This is a genomic window from Streptomyces sp. NPDC006798 (assembly GCF_040635975.1).
GTDB lineage: Bacteria > Actinomycetota > Actinomycetes > Streptomycetales > Streptomycetaceae > Streptomyces.
Window position 1 is genome coordinate 24,797 of the sequence record NZ_JBEYIS010000062.1, and the last position, 14,854, is coordinate 39,650.

12 protein-coding genes, 1 rRNA gene and 1 pseudogene are annotated in these 14,854 nt (G+C 74.5%); 4 read left to right on the forward strand and 10 right to left on the reverse strand.

Features of this window, described 5'->3' with window-relative positions; all coding sequences use genetic code 11:
• Window positions 1-10 precede the first annotated feature (10 nt).
• The gene (locus ABZ714_RS30100) at window positions 11-1,624 is read left to right on the forward strand and encodes a PucR family transcriptional regulator ligand-binding domain-containing protein (RefSeq protein WP_358828517.1); all 1,614 of its coding nucleotides are present in this window, start codon (window positions 11-13) and stop codon (window positions 1,622-1,624) included.
• 588 nt (window positions 1,625-2,212) lie between these two features.
• On the opposite strand, the gene ABZ714_RS30105 is transcribed toward ABZ714_RS30100, so the two are convergent.
• The gene (locus ABZ714_RS30105; RefSeq protein WP_358828518.1) at window positions 2,213-3,316 is read right to left on the reverse strand and encodes a glycosyltransferase family 4 protein; all 1,104 of its coding nucleotides are present in this window, start codon (window positions 3,314-3,316) and stop codon (window positions 2,213-2,215) included.
• Window positions 3,317-3,496: 180 nt separating this feature from the next.
• Window positions 3,497-5,248: a DNA repair protein RecN gene (recN, locus tag ABZ714_RS30110; protein WP_358828519.1), complete on the reverse strand. Its 1,752-nt coding sequence runs from the start codon at window positions 5,246-5,248 to the stop codon at window positions 3,497-3,499.
• Window positions 5,249-5,343: 95 nt separating this feature from the next.
• Here recN and ABZ714_RS30115 point away from each other — a divergent pair, with 95 nt between their 5' ends.
• On the forward strand, window positions 5,344-6,210 hold the full coding sequence (locus ABZ714_RS30115) for a DUF3592 domain-containing protein (protein WP_358828520.1): 867 nt from the start codon (window positions 5,344-5,346) through the stop codon (window positions 6,208-6,210).
• A 30-nt stretch (window positions 6,211-6,240) separates the two neighbouring features.
• Here the strand turns inward: ABZ714_RS30115 and ABZ714_RS30120 are convergent, their stop codons facing one another.
• From ABZ714_RS30120 to ABZ714_RS30130, 3 genes are read right to left on the reverse strand one after another with little or no spacing between them, the layout of a single operon-like run.
• Window positions 6,241-7,161: an NAD kinase gene (locus tag ABZ714_RS30120; protein ID WP_358828521.1), complete on the reverse strand. Its 921-nt coding sequence runs from the start codon at window positions 7,159-7,161 to the stop codon at window positions 6,241-6,243.
• The gene (locus ABZ714_RS30125; protein WP_358828522.1) at window positions 7,158-7,973 is read right to left on the reverse strand and encodes a TlyA family RNA methyltransferase; all 816 of its coding nucleotides are present in this window, start codon (window positions 7,971-7,973) and stop codon (window positions 7,158-7,160) included. The genes ABZ714_RS30120 and ABZ714_RS30125 overlap by 4 nt, the downstream gene beginning before the upstream one ends.
• 7 nt (window positions 7,974-7,980) lie before the next feature.
• Window positions 7,981-8,361 carry a hypothetical protein gene (locus tag ABZ714_RS30130; RefSeq protein WP_358828523.1) on the reverse strand — a complete coding sequence of 127 codons (381 nt, stop codon included), beginning with the start codon at window positions 8,359-8,361 and terminating at the stop codon, window positions 7,981-7,983.
• 42 nt (window positions 8,362-8,403) lie between these two features.
• Between ABZ714_RS30130 and ABZ714_RS30135 the strand changes: the two genes are divergently transcribed.
• Window positions 8,404-8,751 (forward strand): SCP2 sterol-binding domain-containing protein, encoded by a 348-nt coding sequence (locus ABZ714_RS30135; RefSeq protein WP_358828524.1) that lies wholly within the window; start codon window positions 8,404-8,406, stop codon window positions 8,749-8,751.
• 108 nt (window positions 8,752-8,859) lie between these two features.
• On the opposite strand, the gene ABZ714_RS30140 is transcribed toward ABZ714_RS30135, so the two are convergent.
• Both ABZ714_RS30140 and ABZ714_RS30145 read right to left on the reverse strand, forming a co-directional pair.
• The gene (locus ABZ714_RS30140) at window positions 8,860-9,702 is read right to left on the reverse strand and encodes an ABC transporter ATP-binding protein (RefSeq protein ID WP_358828525.1); all 843 of its coding nucleotides are present in this window, start codon (window positions 9,700-9,702) and stop codon (window positions 8,860-8,862) included.
• A gap of 154 nt (window positions 9,703-9,856) precedes the next feature.
• Window positions 9,857-10,909 (reverse strand): HAD hydrolase-like protein, encoded by a 1,053-nt coding sequence (locus ABZ714_RS30145; RefSeq protein WP_358828526.1) that lies wholly within the window; start codon window positions 10,907-10,909, stop codon window positions 9,857-9,859.
• 72 nt (window positions 10,910-10,981) lie between these two features.
• Here ABZ714_RS30145 and ABZ714_RS30150 point away from each other — a divergent pair, with 72 nt between their 5' ends.
• Entirely contained in the window at window positions 10,982-12,268 is a 1,287-nt protein-coding gene (locus tag ABZ714_RS30150; protein ID WP_358828527.1) for a DUF1015 domain-containing protein, read from the forward strand.
• A gap of 72 nt (window positions 12,269-12,340) precedes the next feature.
• Here the strand turns inward: ABZ714_RS30150 and ABZ714_RS30155 are convergent, their stop codons facing one another.
• From ABZ714_RS30155 to rrf, 3 genes and pseudogenes are all read right to left on the reverse strand, one after another.
• Entirely contained in the window at window positions 12,341-13,147 is an 807-nt protein-coding gene (locus tag ABZ714_RS30155) for a hypothetical protein (protein WP_358828534.1), read from the reverse strand.
• A gap of 552 nt (window positions 13,148-13,699) precedes the next feature.
• Window positions 13,700-14,410 (reverse strand): annotated as a pseudogene (locus tag ABZ714_RS30160) (tetratricopeptide repeat protein); the annotation flags it as partial.
• Between the two features lie 169 nt (window positions 14,411-14,579).
• Window positions 14,580-14,696, reverse strand: a 5S ribosomal RNA gene (gene rrf, locus ABZ714_RS30165).
• Window positions 14,697-14,854 lie beyond the last annotated feature (158 nt).

Below are 14,854 nucleotides of genomic sequence, written 5' to 3' on the forward strand. Positions count from 1 at the left end.
CAACACGTCCGTGGAAACCCCCGACGCGTACCGGGGCGGTATCACCGTCCGCCGGGCGCTCGAACTGCCGGGACTGCGGTCCGGGCTCCCGGAGGTCGTCGCCGGTGCCGAACGGCTCGACCGCCCGGTGCGCTGGGTCCACGCGGGCGAGGTCCCCAATATCGCCTCCCTCCTCAAGGGCGGCGAACTGCTGCTGACGACGGGTCTGGGCCTCGGCACCAGACCCGCCGAACAGCGCGCCTTCGTCCGGCGGCTCACCGAACGGGGCATCGCGGCGCTCGTGGTCGAACTGGGCCACCGGTTCACCCGGCTGCCGTCGGCGATCGTGGACACCGCACGGGCCGACGGCCTGCCGCTGGTCCAGCTCCACCGCGAGGTCCCCTTCGTCACGGTGACCGAGGAGATCCATACCGAGATCGTCAACGGGCACTACGCCCTGCTGCGCCGCGCCGACGAGGTCCACCGGCGCTGTACCGAGGTCCTCCTCGGCGGGGGCGGCGTACCCCGGGTACTGAGCATCCTGGCCGAGTTCGCCGGGAACCCGGTCTTCCTGGAGACCGCCGACGGCGAGCTGCTGTACGCGGCCGGGCCCGGCGGTGAACAGACGGCGGCCGAGCCGCTCCAGGTCTGGGAGGGGCTGCGGGGCCGGCCCGGGGCCCGGCTCGCGCCGCCCGCGGGCACCGTCCTCGTCGACGTCCCCGGCGGCGGCCAGGGCGCCCCCCGGGCCCGGCTCGTACTGCCCGCCGTCGACGCGCCCCCGCACCCCGTCCACCGGATGGCCGCCGAACGGGCCGCCGGCCTGCTCGCCGTCGTCCTGATGCAGGCCCGGCAGGAGGAGGAACTGGCCGCGCGCGGCCGGGGCGACTTCCTCACCGACCTCGCCGAGGGCCGGATCGCCCCCGGCGACGCCCCCGCCCAGGCCAGGCTGCTCGGCTTCCGCCCCGCCGGTACGGGCCCCCTGCTGCCGGTCGTGATGCGCCTCTCCCCCGCCGGCGGCACCTGGGCGTCCCTGGCCCGGACCGTCCTCGAAGAGCTGTCCGCCGTCGGTGTCCCCGTCCTGCTGGGCGTACGTCCCGTGGAGGGCCGCGTCCCCCTGCTGGTGGGGCTGCGCTCCGCCGCCGACCGGGTCGCCGCGGCGCTGCGGACCGGGGTCGAACGCGCCGGACTCGACCGGGCCGGGGCCGGGCCGCCCGTCGTGGTGGTCGGCAGACCGGGCGACTGGGACACCGTCCCCGCCACCCTGCGGCACACCGCCGAGGCCGCGACCGCCGCACAGGGCCTCACCGGCCGGGCCTGGTACGACGCCCGGCGCCTCGATATCGAACTCCTCCTGTGGCGACTCCGCGACGACCCCGACCTCGCGGCGTTCGTGGACCGCGCGCTGGGCCCCCTCCGGGACCACGACGCGACGGCCCGCCCGCCACTGCTCCCGACCCTGGAGACCTACCTCTCCCACACCGGCCGCAAGGCGGAGACGGCCCGCGAGCTGCACCTCAACCGCCAGACGCTCTACAACCGGCTGGCCCGGATCTCCGAACTCCTGGCGACGGACCTGGACGACCCGGAGTCGATCCTCACGCTCAACCTGGCCCTCCGCGCCCGCCGCCACCTCGCCTCCCGCTAGGGTCACCTGCCCACGGCCCGCCGGTGGGTCGTTTGCGCAGTCCCGCGCGCCCCTGCGCCCTTCGGTGACGGAGGGACCCCCGGCGCCTCGGCCCTCCGGGTGAAGCCCACGCCCCCGGGCCGCGCCCGGCGACCTGATGTCGTTCGCGGCCCGCGGACCGTGCGTGGCTCGTCGCGCAGTTCCGCCCCCTATGCCTTCGGCAAGGGGGGACCCCCGGCGCCCCGGCCCTCCACGGCATCGCCGAAAGACCCGGGCCGCGCCCGGCGACCTGATGTCGTTCGCGGCCCGCACCACCGTCGTCGCCGGTCGCGCAGTTCCCCGCGCCCCTGGGTTGCCCTGCTCGCCGCCCCCGCAAGAAGACGGGCTCCCTTCCAGGGGCCGGGAGTGGGAGAGCGTTCAGGGGCGCGGGGAACTGCGCGAACAGCCCACCACCGGGCCGCGGGCGCGACTGACGCAGTGGCCCGGCAGGGCGGAAGGCGCGGGCGGCAACCCGGGGCGCCGAGGCGCCGGGGGTCCTCCCGTCACCGAAGAACAGCCACCCGCGGACAGCGGGCGGCTCTTGGGCGGGGGCCCTGGTGGAGGGGCTCCTCAGCGGAAGGCGCCCCCGCCTCTGGGGACCAGCTCGTCGTAGACGCTCAGGACGTGCGCGACCGTCTCGTCCTCCGTCTGCCAGGTCGCCGCCTGCGCCCGGCCCGCCCGGGCCAGCGCCGCCCGGCGCGCGGGGTCGGCGAGCAGGGCCGAGAGCGCGAGGGCGAGCGCGTCGGGGTCCCCGTACGGCACCAGTTCCGCCGCGTCGCCGACGAGTTCGGGGACGCCGCCGACCGCCGTGGCGACCAGCGGCACCCCGAGCCGGAGGGCTTCCTGCGCGAGAACGGACCGCGCCTCCCACCGGCTGGGCAGCACGGCGACGTCCGCCGCCGCCAGCAGGTCGGCGATGTCGTCGCGCCGCCCGAGGAGCCGTACGGGCAGATCCTCCGTATCGACCCGCCGCCGCAGCGCGGCCCGGTCCCGGCCTTCTCCGGCGACGAGGACGAGCGGGGCGGGGTCGGCGCCGAGGTCCCGCAGCCGGGCGGCGGCGTCGAGGAGGACGTCGTACCCCCGGTGGGGTACGAGGCTGCCGACGGCCACCACGAGCGGCCGCCCGACGGCCCCGAGTTCGGCCCGGGTCTTGTCGGGCGGGAGGCCGTCGCCGGGGGCCACCGACGGCGGTACGGCGACGGGCGCGAGCCGGGCGTCCCTGGCGCCGCGCCGACGGGCCCGGTCGACGAGTTCGGAGCAGGTGCCGAGGACGACTTCCGCCGTCCGCGCGACCCGCCGCTCCAGCAGCCGCAGGGCGTGGCCGCGGGCGCCGTCGGCCCGGGCGCGGGTGTGCCAGGTGACGACGAGCGGCACGGTGAGTCCGCGGAGCGCGACGGCGGCCCGGGCCCCGGCGTGCAGACCGTGTGCGTGGACCAGGTGCGCGCCGCGGAACGCGGCACGGAGGGCGCCGATCGACAGGGGGTCGCCGCGCCGGGGTACGGGGGTGAAGTCGGCACCCGTACCGGGGAAGTCGTAGTCGTGTTCGAGGCCGGCCGGCGCGCAGACGGTCACCCGCACGCCGCGGGCCACCAGCCCCGAGGCCAGTGACCGGACGTGCGCGCTGCTCCCCGCGCTGCCGCCGCCCAGTACCTGGACCGTACGCAGCTGTGTCACCCGCCAAGGATGCCAGCCCGCCGGGCCGTTGCGGCAATGTGGGTGTACGGGGCCCATATCCCCGTACACCCGATTCACCCACACGGCGTACGGCCACCTCGGCAGGACCGAGCCGAGCCGGCCCCCGACCGTCGAGCCGTCAGACCCCCGGTATCTCCGGGACCGCCGAAACCCGCGCCGTCAGCCGTCGCTGCGCGCGCTCGCCAGCAACTCCTCCGCGTGGGCGCGGGCGGTCTCCGAGTCCTCCTGGCCCGCCAGCATCCGGGAGAGTTCGCGGACCCGGTCCTCACCTTCGAGTACGGTCACCCCGCTGCGGGTGACGGAGCCGTCGCTGGTCTTCTCGACCAGGAGTTGACGGTCGGCGAAGGCGGCCACCTGCGGCAGATGTGTCACCACCACGACCTGAGCCGAGCGGGCGAGTTTCGCCAGCCGCCGGCCGATCTCGACGGCCGCCTTGCCGCCGACGCCCGCGTCGACCTCGTCGAAGAGATAGGTGGGCACGGGGTCGGTCCCGGCGAAGACGACCTCGACGGCGAGCATCACCCTGGAGAGTTCGCCCCCGGACGCGCCCTTGGCGATGGGCCGGGGCGGCGCGCCGGGGTGCGGGGCGAGCAGCAGTTCGACCTCGTCGACGCCGTGGGGCCCGTAGGCCACGGTCCGGCCGTCGAGGTCGACGCCGTCCGGGTCGTCCTGCTGCCGGAGCGCGAAGGAGACCCGGGCGTGCGGCATCGCCAGGGACGCCAGCTCTTCGGTGACGGCGGCGGCGAACCGGTCGGCGGCCTCGGTCCTGGCGTCGGTGAGCCGCCGGGCGAGCCCGGCCAGTTCGGCCCGGACGGTGTCCCGTTCGGCGGTGAGTCCGCCGATCCGGTCGTCGTCGCCGTCGAGTTCGGCGAGCCGGGCGGCGCCCTCCTCGGCCCAGGCGACGACGGCCTCAATTCTCTCGCCGTATTTGCCGTACTTGCGGGTGAGGGCGGTCAGGGCGGCCCGGCGTTCCTCGACGGCCGCGAGCCGCCGGGGGTCGGCCTCCAGCCGGTCGGCGTATCCGGCGAGTTCACCGGAGACGTCGGCGAGGAGGATGGAGATCTCCCCCATCCGGTCGGCGAGGGCGGCCAGCGCCGGATCGTGGGCGCGTACGGCGTCCAGCGCCCGGCCCGCGCCCGCGACGAGGGTGGTGGCGTCGACGCCCTCGGGGTCCTCGGGGTCGCCCGCGAGCGCGGCGTGCGCGGCCGACGCGGCGGAGGCGAGGGCTTCGGCGTGGCCCAGGCGCTCCGCCTCGGCGGCGAGTTCGGCGTCCTCTCCGGCCCGGGGTTCGGCGCCCGCGATCTCGTCGAGCCCGAACCGCAGCAGATCGGCCTCCTGGGCGCGTTCCCGGGCCCGGGTGGTCAGCTCGTCGAGTTCGGCGGTGAGGGCGCGCAGCCGCCGGTAGGCGGTGGTGTAGTCGGCGAGCGGCCCGGAGACCGCGGCGCCCGCGTACCGGTCCAGCGCGGCCCGCTGCCGGGCGGGCCGCAGCAGCCCCTGCTGATCGGTCTGGCCGTGTACGGCGACGAGGTCGTCGGCCAGCTCCGAGAGCAGCCCCACGGGTACGGACCTGCCGCCGACGTGGGCCCGCGAGCGGCCTTCCGCCGAAACGGTCCGGCTGATCAGCAGGGTGCCGTCGTCCAGCTCGGCCCCCGCCTCCTCGGCGCGTACGGCGGCGGACGCGCCGGACGGGACCGCGATCCGTCCCTCGACGACGGCGGACTTCGCGCCGATCCGCACCAGGGCGGGGTCGGCGCGCCCGCCGAGCAGCAGCCCCAGGCTGGTGACGACCATGGTCTTGCCCGCGCCGGTCTCGCCGGTCACCGCGGTGAAACCGGGGGACAGCTCGACGACGGCGTCGTCGATGACCCCGAGCGACCGTATCCTCATCTCCTCCAACACGGACACGACCATACGAGGTTTCCCGGCCGGCGCGCGACGCCGACCCCATGCCGATATCACCGTCATCACCTGGTACGACCGGCGGCCGGTGGCTCTATGCTCCGCTGATGCCGAAAAACACTTCACCAGAACCGGTGATCGCCTCCGGGCGCGCGTCGGCGCGTTTCGACGGTTCCCGACTGGTGTTCACACACGGCCGGACGGTGTGGGAGATACCGGTGGCGGCGGTCCGGGCGGTGGAGACGGGCGGTCCGGGGCCGCGCGCGGGCGTCACGATCCGGTTCCGGCGGGGTGTGTCCCTGCCGGAGGGCGCCGACCCCGTCGCCTTCCTCTTCCTGCCCGCGGAGCACGCGCACGCGGCCGAGGCGTTCCGGGCCCGGCTGGCGCGGGCGGTGGCCGACGCCCCGCCGGTGGACGCGGCCGAGGTCCGGATCTCGGCCGTCACCAGCCCTTTCCCGTGGCGGCGGGTGCTGTACGGCACGGTCTGGCTCGGCTGGTTCGCGGTGGTCCTGACGCTGACCCTGGACACGGACGAACCGGTCTTCGCGGCCCTCCTCACCTTCCAGGCCCTGTGGATGGCACCGGTGGGGTGCCGGATCGCCGCCGGGGGCGTACCGGCCCGCAGCCGCCCCCGGCGGACCTTCGCGCTGCGGCGGCTGCGCCGCCGAGGCATCACCGTCCGGGGCACGATCACGGGCTACCGCCCGGTCCGCCGCGAGTACCAGTACTTCCCCCTGTTCGCCTTCACCACGGCCGAGGGGACGGAGTTCCGGGACGTGGTGTCGCTGCGGACCGTGGACTCGGACGACGGGACGGGCACGGCCGTCGACGTCGTCTACGACCCGGAGGACCCCACCCTGGTCACGTGCTCGGGCCCGCGCGCGCACTTCATGCTCCTTCCCCTCGTCCTCGGAGGGGCCATCCTGGCGGCGGTCGTGCTGATGCTGTTCGGTGGCCGGGCCGTCGGCGGCTGAACCGGGGCCGGGCGGGCGAGCCCAGCCCCGTCACTGGGTGGGCGGCGCTCCCCGCCAGCCGGCGATCGGCAGGGCGAACTTCGCCACCAGCCGGTCCGTGAACGACGCGTGGTGCAGCCGGGCCAGCCGTACGGGTACGGCTCCCCTGCGGACCTCCACCCGGGCCCCGGGGGGCAGTTCGACGGTCCGGCGGCCGTCGCACCAGAGCACCCCGTGCGGGGTGTGCTCCTGGACCTCCACCGCGAGAACCGAGGTGGGCGCGGTCACCAGCGGCTTGGCGAAGAGGGCGTGCGCGCTGATCGGGACCATCAGCAGCGCCTCCACCTCGGGCCAGACCACGGGGCCGCCCGCCGAGAAGGCGTAGGCCGTGGAGCCGGTGGGGGTGGCGCAGACGATGCCGTCGCAGCCGAACGCGGTCACCGGGCGGCCGTCGATCTCCAGCACCACCTCCAGCATCCGGTCCGGGGAGACCTTCTGTACGGCCGCCTCGTTCAGCGCCCAGTCCCGGTGGACTATGTCGCCGTTGCGGCAGACCGCGACGTCGACGGTCATCCGCTCCTCGACCTCGTAGGCCCGGTCGACCACCCGGTTGACGACCCGGTCGAGGTCGTCGCGTTCGGCCTCGGCGAGAAAGCCGACCCGGCCCAGGTTGACCCCGAGCATCGGCACCCCGGAGGCGCGGGCGAACTCGGCGCCGCGCAGCAGGGTGCCGTCACCGCCGAGCACGATGAGGAGTTCACAGCCGTCGAGGGCGTCGGGGGTGGCCTCGGGTACGGTCGCGACCGCCGGGGGCAGCGGCAGGTCCGCCGCCTCCGCCGCGAGGACCCGGACCCCGAGTCCGCTGCGGAGCAGCCCCTCGACGACGAGTTCGGCGCTGCGGACGGCCGCCTTGCGGCCGGTGTGCGCGAGGAGGAAGACGGTCCGTTCGGTGGTCGCCGCTGGTGTGGTCAACGAGGTCCCTCCGCCACTGCTCGATCGAGGTCCGCCTGCTCCAGCCCGGGCGCTCCGGCCCGGAGCCAGAGGAAGTACTCCACATTGCCGGACGGTCCGGGCAGCGGGCTGGCGGTGACGCCCAGTACGCCCAGTCCGAGGGACGCGGCCTGGTCCGCCACGGTCCGTACGGCTTCCTTGCGCAGTTCGGTGCTGCGGACGACGCCGCCGGTGCCGAGCCGTTCCCGGCCCACCTCGAACTGCGGTTTGACCATCAGCACCAGATCGGCGCCGGGCGCCGAGCATCGGACCAGGGCGGGCAGCACCAGTCCGAGCGGGATGAAGGAGAGATCCCCCACGACCAGGTCGGCCAAGGCGCCGTCCAGGGCCTCCGGGGTGAGTTCGCGGACATTGGTCCGGTCCTTGACGGTGACCCGGTCGTCGCTCTGGAGCGACCAGGCGAGCTGTCCGTAGCCGACGTCGACGGCGAAGACCCGGGCGGCGCCCGCGCGCAGCAGTACATCGGTGAAGCCGCCGGTGGAGGCCCCGGCGTCGAGCGCTACGCGCCCTTCGACGGCCAGCCCGAGGGGAGTGAAGGCGGCCAGCGCGCCCGCGAGCTTGTGGCCGCCCCGGGAGACGTAGTCGGGGTCGGAGCCGTCGGCGGCGACCACGATCGCGGCACTGGTCTCGACCTGGGTGGCGGCCTTGGTCGCGGTGGTGCCGCCGACGGTGACCCGCCCGGCGGCGATCAGCTGGCTCGCCTGCTCGCGCGAGCGCGCGAGTCTGCGGCGTACCAGCTCGGCGTCGAGGCGACGGCGGGCGACTCCTGCCACGTTCGGTTCAGCTCCTGTGGTCGTGCGGTACGGGGTGCGCGGGGTGGTGCGCGGTGGGTTCGGGCGCGTCGAGCGCGGCCAGGACGTCGCGCAGTCCCCCGTGTACATCCTCGTACACCGCCAGGTGTCCGTCGGCCGGGAGGTGGTCGGCGTCGGCGAGACGGTCCAGCACGGTGTCGACCCCGGTGTTCCCGGTCGGGGCGCGGACCACGCCCAGCGGCGCGGGCGCGGCCGGTTCGTACGGCGCGAGGGCCGGTACGTCCCCGTCCCCTTCCCCGTCATGGCCGTCGCCGCCGTGCCGCTCGCCCCGGTCCGCCCGTTCCACGGGGTCGCGGTCGCCGTCGTGTTCGGGGCCCGGGCCCGGCTCTGCGGGCGTCACGTCGTTCATGCCCCGACGCTACCCCGAAGGTCTGGGGTACGGTCGATCACGATGGCGACGAAGGAAGAGTGCCGTGAGGCGCTCGGCAGACTCAGTGACAATCTCACCCGCGCGGACGGCGACGTCCGTGCCGCGACGGCGCTCGACCGCTCGTTGAGCTGCCACATCACGGATCTGGACCTCACCTTCACCGGGCGGCTGCGCGGCGGTGTGATCGAGGTGGCGGACGACCACGCGGGCCCGCCGCGCGAGAAGGCCGCGATCCGGCTGGCGATGACGGGCGACGATCTGGTCGCGATGGTCGACGGCCGGCTCAACTTCGGCCGGGCGTGGGCCTCGGGCCGGGTCAAGCTGGAGGCCGGTTTCCGCGATCTGATCCGGCTCAGATCCCTGCTCTGACCCGTCCGCCCCGGTAAGCACCTGTTCCGGGCGGCCGTTCTCACCGGGTTCTCACCAGGTGATAGGTCGCCCCCGGATCCGGCTGACACGTATCACCGTACGGCGGGCCTACCGCTTCTCGACGGGCGCGGCCTCCGGGGAGCCCGTGGCGGGTGGCACGACGGCCCCGCGCCGCCGGGCCACCGGCACCACCAGCGGCGTACCGGACTCGGGGTCCTCGATGACCCGGCTCCGTACCCCGAAGACCTCTTCCACCAGCTCCTCCGTGACCACCTCCGACGGCGCGCCCTCGGCGACCACCCGGCCGTCCCGGAGGGCGACCAGATGCGTGGCGTACCGCGCGGCCTGGTTCAGATCGTGGAGCACGGCGACCAGGGTCCGGCCCTGGGTCTCGTGGAGTTCGGCGCAGAGGTCGAGGACCTCCAGCTGGTGCTGGATGTCGAGGAAGGTGGTGGGCTCGTCGAGCAGCAGCAGCGGGGTCTGCTGGGCCAGTGCCATGGCGATCCACACCCGCTGGCGCTGCCCGCCGGACAGCTCGTCCACATAGCGCTCCGCGAGATCCCCGACGCCGGTCGACGCCATCGACTCGCGGACGATCCGCTCGTCCTCCGGCGACCACTGCCGCAGCAGCCCCTGATGGGGATAGCGGCCCCGGGCGACCAGGTCGGCGACGGTGATCCCGTCGGGCGCCACGGAGGTCTGCGGCAGCAGCCCGAGGATCCTGGCGACCTTCTTCGCGGGCAGGGAGTGGATGGTCTGCCCGTCCAGCAGCACCCGGCCCTCGGTCGGCTTCAGCATCCGCGACAGGGCCCGCAGCAGGGTCGACTTCCCGCAGGCGTTGGGGCCCACGATGACCGTGAAGGAGTGGTCGGGGATCGCGACCGTCAGATCCTCGGCGATGACCCGGCGGTCGTAGCCGAGGGTGACCGATTCCGCGGTGAGTCGCTGCATGGGGGTGGTAACTCCTGGTTCGACGGCCCGCGGTCCGGCGGCCCGCCCCGGGCCACGGACCGGCACGAACCACCACACCAGGGGGAAGTTAGGCAAGCCTACCCTCCCGCACCCGCCGTCGATCCGGGCCCGGGAGCCGCCTCGGGGCGCCGGCTCACCACCCCAGCCGGGACAGCGCCTTGCCCGCGTCCCCGCCGTACTCCCCGGGACCGGCGGCCGTCCACGCGGCGGCGCACAGCGCCCGCAGCCCGTCCAGGGGCGTCCCCGCGCCGTCGAGGACCAGCGCCCCGTCCCGTACCGCCGCCGTCCAGCCACCGCAGCCGAATCCGGCCGCCGCGTCCCCGTCTCCTTCCCCGCCGCCGGAGACCTCGGGCTGCCCGGTCAGCAGCCCCCGCAGATCCTCGTCCACATACGTCGGCCGGTGCCGGGGCTCCGCCGCCAGCAGCCGCGCCGGGTCGGTCACCCCGGTCAGCACCAGCAGGGAGTCCACGTCACCGTGGAACGCGCCCTCGATATCGGTGTCCAGCCGGTCCCCCACCACCAGCGGCGTACGGGCCCCGGTCCGCAGAATCGTCTCGCGGTGCATCGGCGGCAGCGGCTTCCCCGCCACCTCCGGCTCGGCGCCGGTGGCGATCCGGACCACCTCCACGGCCGCGCCGTTGCCCGGCGCGATCCCCCGGGCGCCCGGAATCGTCAGATCCGTGTTGGACGCGAACCACGGCACACCGCGCCTGATCGCGTAACTCGCCTCCGCGAACCGCCCCCAGGGCAGTTCGGGCCCGCCGTATCCCTGGACGACGGCCGCCGGATCGTCGTCCGCCGAATCGACGGGTACGAGCCCCCGTTCCCGCAGCGCGACCCGGAGCCCCTCACCACCGATCACCAGCACCCGGGCGCCCGCCGGGAACCGTTCCGCGATCAGCCGGGCCACCGCCTGCGCCGAGGTGATCACCTCGTCCGCCTCGGCGGGCACACCCAGCTCGGTCAGATGCCGCGCCACCGCGTCCGGCGGGCGCAGCGCGTTGTTGGTGACGTACGCGAGCCGCATCCCGGCCGCCCGGGCGGTCCGCAGCGACTCCACGGCGTGCCCGATGGCGTGCCCGCCCGCGTACACCACCCCGTCCAGGTCGAGCAGGGCGGTGTCGTACGCCGCGCTCAGCGCCTCCGCGCTGCCGTCCGGACGGTTCCTGATCTGCCGCCGACTCATCCGTCAACTCTCCTCGTCCCGCGGTCACTGCCCCGATCATCGCTCATCCCGGGACGCGCTTACGATGCTCTGATGAACAGCGAAGGTCCCGCGGCCACCGACGGCCTGCGCCTCCTGCCCTTCCGCGGACTGCGCTACGTCCCCGAACGCGTCGGCTCGCTGGCCGCCGTCACCTCGCCCCCGTACGACGTCGTCGTCCGGCCCGACGGCCTCGCCGAGCTGGAATCGTCGGATCCGCACAACATCGTCCGGCTGATCCTGCCGCAGGCCGGGACCGCCGAGGCCCGGCACCGCCGGGCCGCCGACACCCTCACCCGCTGGCTCGCCGAAGGGGTGCTCGCCGCCGATCCGGAACCGGCGCTCTACGTCTACGAGCAGCGCCACGGCGATCTGCTCCAGCGGGGGATCATCGGCGCCCTCGCGCTCTCGGAGCCCGCCGAGGGCGTCGTCCTGCCGCACGAGGACGTCATGCCCGACATCGTCGCCGACCGGGCCGATCTGATGCGGACCACGGACGCCAATCTGGAGCCGCTGCTCTTCACCTACCGCGGCGACGGCGACGCCACCGGCGCGACCGCCGTCGTCGAGGACACCGTACGGCGGCCCCCGCTGCTGGCCACCACCACCGAGGACGGCTTCAGCCACCGGCTGTGGGCCCTGACCGACCCGGTGGAGCTGGCCGCGGTCGGCAAGGATCTCGCCGACCGCCAGGCGCTGATCGCCGACGGCCACCACCGCTGGGCGACCTATCTGCGGCTGCGCGCGGAGCGGCCGGATCCGGGCCCGTGGAGCTACGGCCTGGTCCTGCTCGTCGACACCGCCCGCTACCCGCTGCGGGTCCGGGCGATCCACCGGGTGGTCCGACGGCTGCCCGTCCCGGCCGCGCTGGCGTCCCTGACCGCCGGGGACGCGTTCCGGGTGCGCCGGGTGGACGGGCCGCTGCCCCGGGCGCTGGACGCCCTCGCCGAGGCCGCCGCCGACGGCAATGCCTTCCTGCTCGCCGGGGACGGCTCCTTCCGGCTCGCCGACCGGCCCGATCCGGAGCTGCTGTCGCGGACCGTACGCGCCGACCGGCCCGAGGCATGGCGGTCCCTGGACGCGACCGTACTCCACGCCACTGTCCTGGAGCGGCTGTGGCGGATCCCGGACAGCCCCGACGAGATCGGCTACATCCATGACGCGGCGGCGGCCGTGGAGCACGCCGAACGGCACGGCGGTACGGCCGTACTGCTCCATCCCGTACGGGAGGAGATCGTCCGCGACCTGGCCCGCCGGGGCGTCACCATGCCCCGCAAGTCGACGTCCTTCGGCCCGAAGCCGGCCACCGGACTCGTCCTGCGCAGCCTCGCCCTGGAGTAGCCGGGCGTACGAACGCGAGGAGGGGCGGCCCCGAACGGGACCGCCCCTCCTCTTGTCTCAGCTCATCGCCGCTCAGGCGTCGCGGTCGTCCGCTTCGCCGTCGGTGGTCGCCGGGGCGTCGTCGTCGCCCGCGTCGGCCACAGGTGCGGCGGAGGCACCGTCCGTGTCCTTCACGTCGGTCACGTCGGTCACGTCCTCGGCGTCCATCGCGTCCACGAACTCGACGCCGTCGATCTCCGCGAGCCGGTCGGAGGCGTCGGTCGCCCCGTCCTTGTCGGCCTCCAGCGCCTTGGCGAACCACTCCCGGGCCTCGGCCTCGCGCCCGGCCGCCAGCAGGGCGTCGGCGTACGCGTACCGCAGCCGCGCGGTCCACGGCTGTACGGAGCTGGACGCCAGCTCGGGGCTCTGAAGGGTCACGATGGCGGCGTCCAGCTGCCCCATGTCCCGCCGGGCACCGGCCGCGACCAGCCGCATCTCGACCTGCCCGGCCTTGTCCAGCTTCTGCGTCTCGGGCTCACCGGCCATCGCCAGCGCCCGCTCGGGCCGTCCGAGACCGCGCTCGCAGTCCGCCATGACGGGCCACAGCTCGACCCCGCCGGTCATCCGCCGCGAGGCCCGGAACTCGGCCAGCGCCTCGGAGTACCGCTGAGTGGCGTACGCGGCGAACCCGGCGGCCTCGCGGACCGCGGCCACCCTGGAGGCCAACCGCAGGGCGACCCGGGAGTAGCCGTACGCCTCCTCGGGCTCCTCGTCGATCAGTCGCGCGACCATGACGAGGTTGCGCGACACGTCGTCGGCGAGGCCCTTCGGCAGGCTCTGCAGTTCCTGCCGAACGTCCTTGTCGATCTCCTCGCCGGTGACGTCGTCCGGGATGGGCAGCCGCTTGACGGGCTCGCGCTCCGGACGGTCGCGGTCGCGGTCCCGGTCGTCACGGCGGAAACCGCCGCCGGAACGGTCGTCGCGGCGCCCGTAGCCACCGCCCGACGGGCGACCACCACGGTCACGGTCGTACCCGCCACCGGGCCGTCCACCGGGACGACCGCCCCGGTAGCCGCCACGGTCCCGGTCGTCGTCACGGCGGAACGACGGCCGGTCGTCACGCCGGTCGTCGCGACGGTCGTGCGAACGGTCGTCACGGCGCCCGTAGCCGCCGGAGCGCTCGCCGCCGCGGTCGTCACGGCGGAAGCCGCCACCGGGACGGTCGTCACGACGGTCGTCACGGCGGTCGTGCGAACGGTCGTCGCGACGGAAGCCACCGGAACGCTCGCCACCACGGTCATCGCGGCGGAAGCCGCCACCGGGACGGTCGCCGCCACGGTCGTCACGACGCGGCCCGCGATTCTGGTCACGGTCCCGGTCGTTGCCGCGGAACCCACCACGGTCACGGTCACCACGGTCGTCGCGACGGAACGACGGCCGGTCATCACGACGGTCATCACGACGCTCGTACGGACGGTCGTCGCGACGGAAGCCGCCGGAACGCTCGCCACCACGGTCATCGCGGCGGAAGCCTCCACCGGGACGGTCGTCACGACGGTCGTCACGGCGGTCGTGCGAACGGTCGTCGCGACGGAAGCCACCGGGACGGTCGCCGCCCCTGCGGTCGTCACGACGGTCGTCGCGCCGGTCGTGCGAACGGTAGCCACCACGGTCGCCACGGTCCCGGTCGTCGTCACGGCGGAAGGCCGGCCGGTCGTCACGGCGGTCGTCACGGGGGCCTCGGTAGCCACCGCCGGAGCGGTGGTCGTCACGGCGCCCGTAGCCGCCGGAGCGCTCGCCGCCGCGGTCGTCACGGCGGAAGCCGCCACCGGGACGGTCCCCACCACGGTCATCGCGACGGTCGTGCGAACGGTCGTCGCGACGGAAACCGCCACCGGGACGGTCGCCGCCACGGTCGTCACGACGCGGCCCGCGATTCTGGTCACGGTCCCGGTCGTTGCCGCGGAACCCACCACGGTCACGGTCACCACGGTCGTCGCGACGGAACGACGGCCGGTCGTCACGGCGCCCGTAGCCGCCGCCCGAGGGGCGACCACCACGGTCGTCACGGGCACCCCGGTAACCCCCGCGGTCCCCGTCACGACGCGGGCCACGGTCGTCGCGACCACCACGGAATCCGCCTCGGTCACCATCGTCTCGACGGCGCGGTTCGCGCTCCGGACGGTCGTCGGGAGAGTTGGTGGACATCGACGTGACTCCTGTCTTCGGTACTGCGGCCATTCTCGCGCACCCGGCGATGGGGCGCGCTACGACGGAAATAAAAAAGGCCCTGGGCCCAGCGTGAACGCTGGACCCAGGGCCCTGAAAGATTGTTCGGCGGTGTCCTACTCTCCCACAGGGTCCCCCCTGCAGTACCATCGGCGCTGAAAGGCTTAGCTTCCGGGTTCGGAATGTAACCGGGCGTTTCCCTCACGCTATGACCACCGAAACCCTAACGGTTTCGAGCGAACAAGCACACTCTTCAATTGATGTTCTGCTCAAAACCGGCAACGGTCGTTGCCTCAGAACTAACACAGTGGACGCGAGCATCAATGGACAAGCCCTCGGCCTATTAGTACCGGTCACCTCCACCAGTTACCTGGCTTC

Excerpts from the sequence above, each read along its gene's own strand:
- ABZ714_RS30135 (WP_358828524.1), top strand. The coding sequence starts at position 8,404 with ATGGCGACGAAGGAAGAGTGCCGTGAGGCGCTCGGCAGACTCAGTGAC.
- ABZ714_RS30115 (WP_358828520.1), top strand. The coding sequence starts at position 5,344 with ATGCCGAAAAACACTTCACCAGAACCGGTGATCGCCTCCGGGCGCGCG.
- ABZ714_RS30140 (WP_358828525.1), bottom strand. The coding sequence starts at position 9,702 with ATGCAGCGACTCACCGCGGAATCGGTCACCCTCGGCTACGACCGCCGG.
- ABZ714_RS30150 (WP_358828527.1), top strand. The coding sequence starts at position 10,982 with ATGAACAGCGAAGGTCCCGCGGCCACCGACGGCCTGCGCCTCCTGCCC.
- ABZ714_RS30130 (WP_358828523.1), bottom strand. The coding sequence starts at position 8,361 with ATGAACGACGTGACGCCCGCAGAGCCGGGCCCGGGCCCCGAACACGAC.
- recN (WP_358828519.1), bottom strand. The coding sequence starts at position 5,248 with ATGGTCGTGTCCGTGTTGGAGGAGATGAGGATACGGTCGCTCGGGGTC.
- ABZ714_RS30145 (WP_358828526.1), bottom strand. The coding sequence starts at position 10,909 with ATGAGTCGGCGGCAGATCAGGAACCGTCCGGACGGCAGCGCGGAGGCG.